Source organism: Cobetia sp., assembly GCF_983723665.1.
This window is the reverse complement of sequence record NZ_CFDJES010000043.1, coordinates 2,976-7,790: the sequence shown is the minus strand read 5'-3', so window position 1 is coordinate 7,790 and position 4,815 is coordinate 2,976. Positions and strand designations below refer to the sequence as shown.

General features: G+C 63.9%; 4 protein-coding genes. 2 read left to right on the top strand and 2 right to left on the bottom strand.

From position 1 onward, the window contains the following. Window positions 1-97 precede the first annotated feature (97 nt). Window positions 98-1,168: a tRNA epoxyqueuosine(34) reductase QueG gene (gene queG, locus AC4FAH_RS06355; protein WP_287020130.1), complete on the top strand. Its 1,071-nt coding sequence runs from the start codon at window positions 98-100 to the stop codon at window positions 1,166-1,168. 45 nt (window positions 1,169-1,213) lie between these two features. Here the strand turns inward: queG and orn are convergent, their stop codons facing one another. After that, on the bottom strand, window positions 1,214-1,786 hold the full coding sequence (orn, locus tag AC4FAH_RS06350; RefSeq protein ID WP_107335235.1) for an oligoribonuclease: 573 nt from the start codon (window positions 1,784-1,786) through the stop codon (window positions 1,214-1,216). Between the two features lie 183 nt (window positions 1,787-1,969). Between orn and rsgA the strand changes: the two genes are divergently transcribed. Next, on the top strand, window positions 1,970-2,980 hold the full coding sequence (gene rsgA / locus AC4FAH_RS06345) for a small ribosomal subunit biogenesis GTPase RsgA (RefSeq protein WP_192837873.1): 1,011 nt from the start codon (window positions 1,970-1,972) through the stop codon (window positions 2,978-2,980). Window positions 2,981-3,107: 127 nt separating this feature from the next. Here rsgA and AC4FAH_RS06340 read toward each other — a convergent pair whose 3' ends face one another. After that, on the bottom strand, window positions 3,108-4,442 hold the full coding sequence (locus AC4FAH_RS06340; RefSeq protein WP_286988766.1) for an NCS2 family permease: 1,335 nt from the start codon (window positions 4,440-4,442) through the stop codon (window positions 3,108-3,110). Window positions 4,443-4,815 lie beyond the last annotated feature (373 nt).

Sequence of the window (4,815 nt, the reverse complement as noted above, 5' to 3'; positions counted from 1 at the left end):
CCTCGATCTCGCTGGAACCCCCATGTCTGCTCCGCACTCATCCACCGCCGCCGCTTCACCTGCCGACACCGGGAGCCCCGCCGCCGATGAACAGGCCATGGCGGAACTGGCGACGCGCATCAAGACATGGGGGCGCGAGCTGGGTTTTCAGCAGGTCGGCATCACCGATGTCGACCTCTCGGCCCACGAGGCCTATCTGGAGCGCTGGCTGGCCAACGGCCATCACGGCGAGATGAACTTCATGGCCAAGCACGGCACCAAGCGCACTCGTCCTGAGGAGCTGGTGCCCGGGACACTGCGCGTCATCAGCGTGCGCCTCGATTACCTGCCGCCTGAGGTCGAGACCACTCAGGTGCTCAGCCAACCTGAACGCGCCTATGTGTCACGCTACGCGCTGGGGCGTGATTACCACAAGCTGATGCGCAAGCGACTGGCCAATCTGGCCAAGCAGATCGAGAAGGAAGTCGGCAAGTTCGGCTATCGCGCCTTCGTCGACTCCGCCCCGGTGATGGAGCGCGCCCTGGCACAGAAGGCCGGCATCGGCTGGTTCGGCAAGAACGCCATGCTGATGAATCAGCAGGCCGGCTGCCTGTTCTTCCTGGGCGAACTCTACACCGACCTGCCCCTGCCGGTGGACGCCCCCTTTGAAAAGGAACACTGCGGCAGCTGCAACGCCTGCAAGGTCGCCTGCCCGACGGATGCCATCGTCGAGGACAAGGTCGTCGATGCGCGGCGCTGCATCTCGTACCTGACCATCGAGCTCGATGGCGCCATCCCCGAGGAATTCCGCCGCCCGATGGGCAACCGCATCTACGGCTGCGATGACTGTCAGCTGTTCTGCCCCTTCACGCGCTTCGCCAAGGCGACTCAGGAGACGGACTTCTCGCCGCGCCATGATCTGGATCGCATCGAGCTGATCCGCCTGTTCTGCTGGGGGGAGCAGGAATTTCTCAGCAAGACGGAAGGCAGCCCGATTCGACGCATCGGCTACGAGAAGTGGCTCTCCAACATCGCCATCGGGCTGGGCAACGCGCCCTGGTCGGAGCAGGTCGAGCATGTGCTGCGCGCCCGTCAGGCCTACCCCAGCGAGCCACTGCGCGAGCATGTGCGCTGGGCGCTGAAGGAGCAGGCCATCAAGCGCGGCGCCCGCCTGGCCACCGCGCTTTGAGAGCCGTTGCCTCGTGGGCTATCGCTTTGAATTGAGGAACGATACTTAGACGATGCCCTGCTGGGTCAGCTTGAGGAAGGTCTTGCGGTAATGCGCAAGCTCCGCCAGTGACTCACGGATATCGTCCATCGCCTGGTGGGTCGCACGCTTCTTGAAGCCGTCGAGCGCAGCCGGATTCCAGCGCTTGGCCAGCTCCTTCAGGGTCGAGACATCGATGTTGCGGTAGTGGAAGAATTCTTCCAGCAACGGCATCTCGTGCTGCAGGAAGCGGCGGTCCTGATGCACGCTGTTGCCACACATCGGCGAGGCGCCTGCCGCCACGTGCCGGGCCAGGAACTCGAGGGTCTGGCGTTCGGCTTCGGCGGTATCTATCTGACTTTCCTTGACGCGCTTCACCAGCCCGGATTCACCATGGGTGCGCGTATTCCACTCATCCATCGCCTCCAGCAGGCTGTCCGGCTGATGCACGGCCAACACCGGGCCTTCGGCGATCAGGTTGAGGTCGCCGTCGGTGACCAGCGTGGCTACCTCGATGATGCGCTCACGCGCCGGGTCGAGGCCGGTCATTTCCAGGTCGATCCAGATGAGGCGGTCGGCCTGCGCGGTGGGATTTGCCATGGTTCACTCCTTGCTGAGCAGATGATGGAATGGCGCGGGACGCCAGTCGATGACAGCAGTATCACACGCCATCCCGGGGCGTCGCACGACACCCGAGGGCGCAAAGGGTACAATCGCGCCGCAAAGGGGGGAAGACTCTCCCATCCCTGGCGAACGAACGGCGACCGGAGTCACCAGCCAAGCATGAGTAAACGCAAGCTAAGCCGCCAGCAGCAATGGCGAATCGAGAAGGTGCAGGCCGAGCGTACCAAGCGCGCCGAAAAGCGCGAGACGCAGGACCGTGACAAGCTCGACGCCGGCGAATATGGCCCGGAGCAGCATGGCCGTGTCATCGCCCACTTCGGGCGCAGCCTGGAAGTCGAGAGCGAATCCGGCAGCCTGCACCGCTGCCACCTGCGCGCCAACCTCGAGACGCTGGTCACCGGTGACCGGGTCATCTGGCGCGAAGCCAGCGATGCCAGCGGCGTCGTCGTCGCGCGTGGCGCACGCACCACCGAGCTTGAACGCCCCGACATGCGCGGCGTGCTCAAGCCGGTGGCGGCCAACATCGACCAGATCCTGATCGTGTTCGCCGCCGAACCCGCCCCGCAGCCCAACCTGATCGACCGCTATCTGATCGCCGCGGAAGCCACCGGCATCACGCCGGTGCTGGTGCTCAACAAGGTCGACCTGCTGCCGGAAAGCGGCGGTGAGCTGCGCGACCTGCTGGCGCGCTATGAAGCGCTCGGCTACGAAGTCGTCGCCTGTACCACGCGTGGCGAGTCGGGGCTCGATGCCCTCAAGGCCCAGCTCAGCGACCGCACCTCGGTCTTCGTCGGCCAGAGTGGCGTCGGCAAGTCGTCCCTGATCGGCATGCTGCTGCCCAGGGAAGAGGTTCGTGTCGGCCCGCTGTCGGCCGAATCACGCCAGGGCATGCACACCACCACCACCGCCTGGCTCTATCACATGCCGGATGGCGGTGACCTGATCGACTCGCCCGGCATCCGCGAATTCGGCCTGGTGCACCTGACTCCCGAGCAGGTCACCGACGGCTTCCGCGAGTTCCACGACTATCTCGGCTATTGCCGCTTCCGCGACTGCAAACACGAGAAGGAGCCGGGCTGCGCCCTGCTGCAGGCCGTGGACAACGGTGAGATCGGCCGCGTGCGCTTCGAGAGCTACAAGAAGATTCTGCTCTCGCTGACCGAGAGCTGATCAGGCGCTATCAAAAGCCGTCAACAAAAAGCCCCGCCAGGCAGTCACTGCCTGGCGGGGCTTTTTCATGCTCGACGCATTCGAGATACATCACAGCCTCGAGACGCATCACATCCGCTTTCGAAGCCTAGCCTTCCAGCAACAGCAGCAGTGACAGCGCGAACAGCACCCACATGGTCGGGCGAATCTCGCGCACCTTGCCGACGCCGAGCTTGATGACCACGAAGCTCAGGAAGCCGAACACGATACCGTGGGTGATGGAATAGGTCAGCGGAATCATCACCATGGCGATGAAGGCCGGAATCGCATCATCGAACTGGTGCCAGTGGATCTTGCCGATCGGCTCCATCATGAACACGCCGACCAGAATCAGCGCCGGGGCAGTCGCGATGGACGGCACCAACGACAGCAGCGGCGCCAGGAACAGGAACGGCAGGAAGCAGAGCGCCACCACCACCGCGACCAGCCCGGTGCGTCCGCCCTGACTGATACCGGCCGCCGATTCGATGTAGGCATTCGCCGGGCTGGTACCCAGTGGCGCGGACACCAGCGCCGAGAAGGCATCGACCATCATCGAGCGACGGATATTGCGCGGGTCACCATTCTCGTCCTTCAGATTGCCCGCCTCGGCCACCGCCATGAAGGTCGAAAGCGCATCGAAGAACACCGTGAACAGGATGACGAAGATGAACGGCGCATAGGCCACCTTGAGCGAACCGAGCAGGTCCAGCGCCAGCAGGCCGCTGAAATCAGGCGCAGCGAAGATACCGGTGAAGTTGACCAGCGTCGGCTGAGCGATCTCCGGCGGGAAGTAGGCGCTGCCATCCCCCCACAGACGCCCGATGGTGGTCGCCATCAGGGTCGTGACGATGATGCCGATGATCAGAGCGCCGTGGATGCGCTTCGCGACCAGGATGGCGGTCAGCGCCAGCCCCAGCAGGAAGACCACCAGCGAGGGCGTCATCGGCGCGACACTGACCACGGTGACCGGATTGGAGACGATCAGCTTGGCATTCACCAGACCGATCAAGGTGATGAACAGGCCGATACCACAGGCGATGGCGTAGCGAAGCTGAGCGGGAATCGCATCGATCACCAGGCGGCGCACGTTGAACAGGGCCAGTACCGCGAAGATGACGCCGGCCCAGAACACGCAGCCCAGCGCGACCTCCCAGCTCATGCCGCCGCCCAGCACCATGGTGTAGGCGAACAGGGCATTGATGCCCATCCCCGGCGCGACCAGGATCGGGTTGCGCGCGTACAGGCCCATCATCAGGCTGCCGAAGAAGCTGACCAGCACGGTCGCCGTGAGGGCGGCACTGAATGGCACGCCGGCGGCTGACAGGATGCCGGGATTGACCACGATGATGTACATCGACGCCATGAAGGTGGCGATGCCCGCCAGCACTTCCGTGCGCGTCGTGGTGCCTTCGGCACGCAGTGAGAATAGGCGCTCGAGCAAGATGATGACTCCCGTTCAGGATGAAGCGATTGAGTAGCAGCTCAGCGTCGACGGGTCGCCGACACGCTGCACCGAAATGACACACGTTGAGCGCCCGTACCGCACTCGAAAAGTGCAGCAGCGCCACTGGCGATAGACAGTGTATTGCCTGGGGCAGTGAAGAGGGTGTTCCCGAGGGCCAGAATGTGGCATTCGCCTCAGGCCCGCTGCACTGAAACAAGCGCTTCTTTCGACAAGACCTACTGGATCTACTGGCTGCTGGGGCTACTGGCTGGCCTCGCCAGTTGATCAGAAGCCTGCCCAGAAGGCTGTCCAGAAGGTCAGGTCATGGCGCGCACTGTGCCCTGCTGGCACACGCGTCGTCCACGTCTGT

Excerpts from the sequence above, each read along its gene's own strand:
- rsgA (WP_192837873.1), top strand. The coding sequence starts at position 1,970 with ATGAGTAAACGCAAGCTAAGCCGCCAGCAGCAATGGCGAATCGAGAAG.
- queG (WP_287020130.1), top strand. The coding sequence starts at position 98 with ATGGCGGAACTGGCGACGCGCATCAAGACATGGGGGCGCGAGCTGGGT.
- orn (WP_107335235.1), bottom strand. The coding sequence starts at position 1,786 with ATGGCAAATCCCACCGCGCAGGCCGACCGCCTCATCTGGATCGACCTG.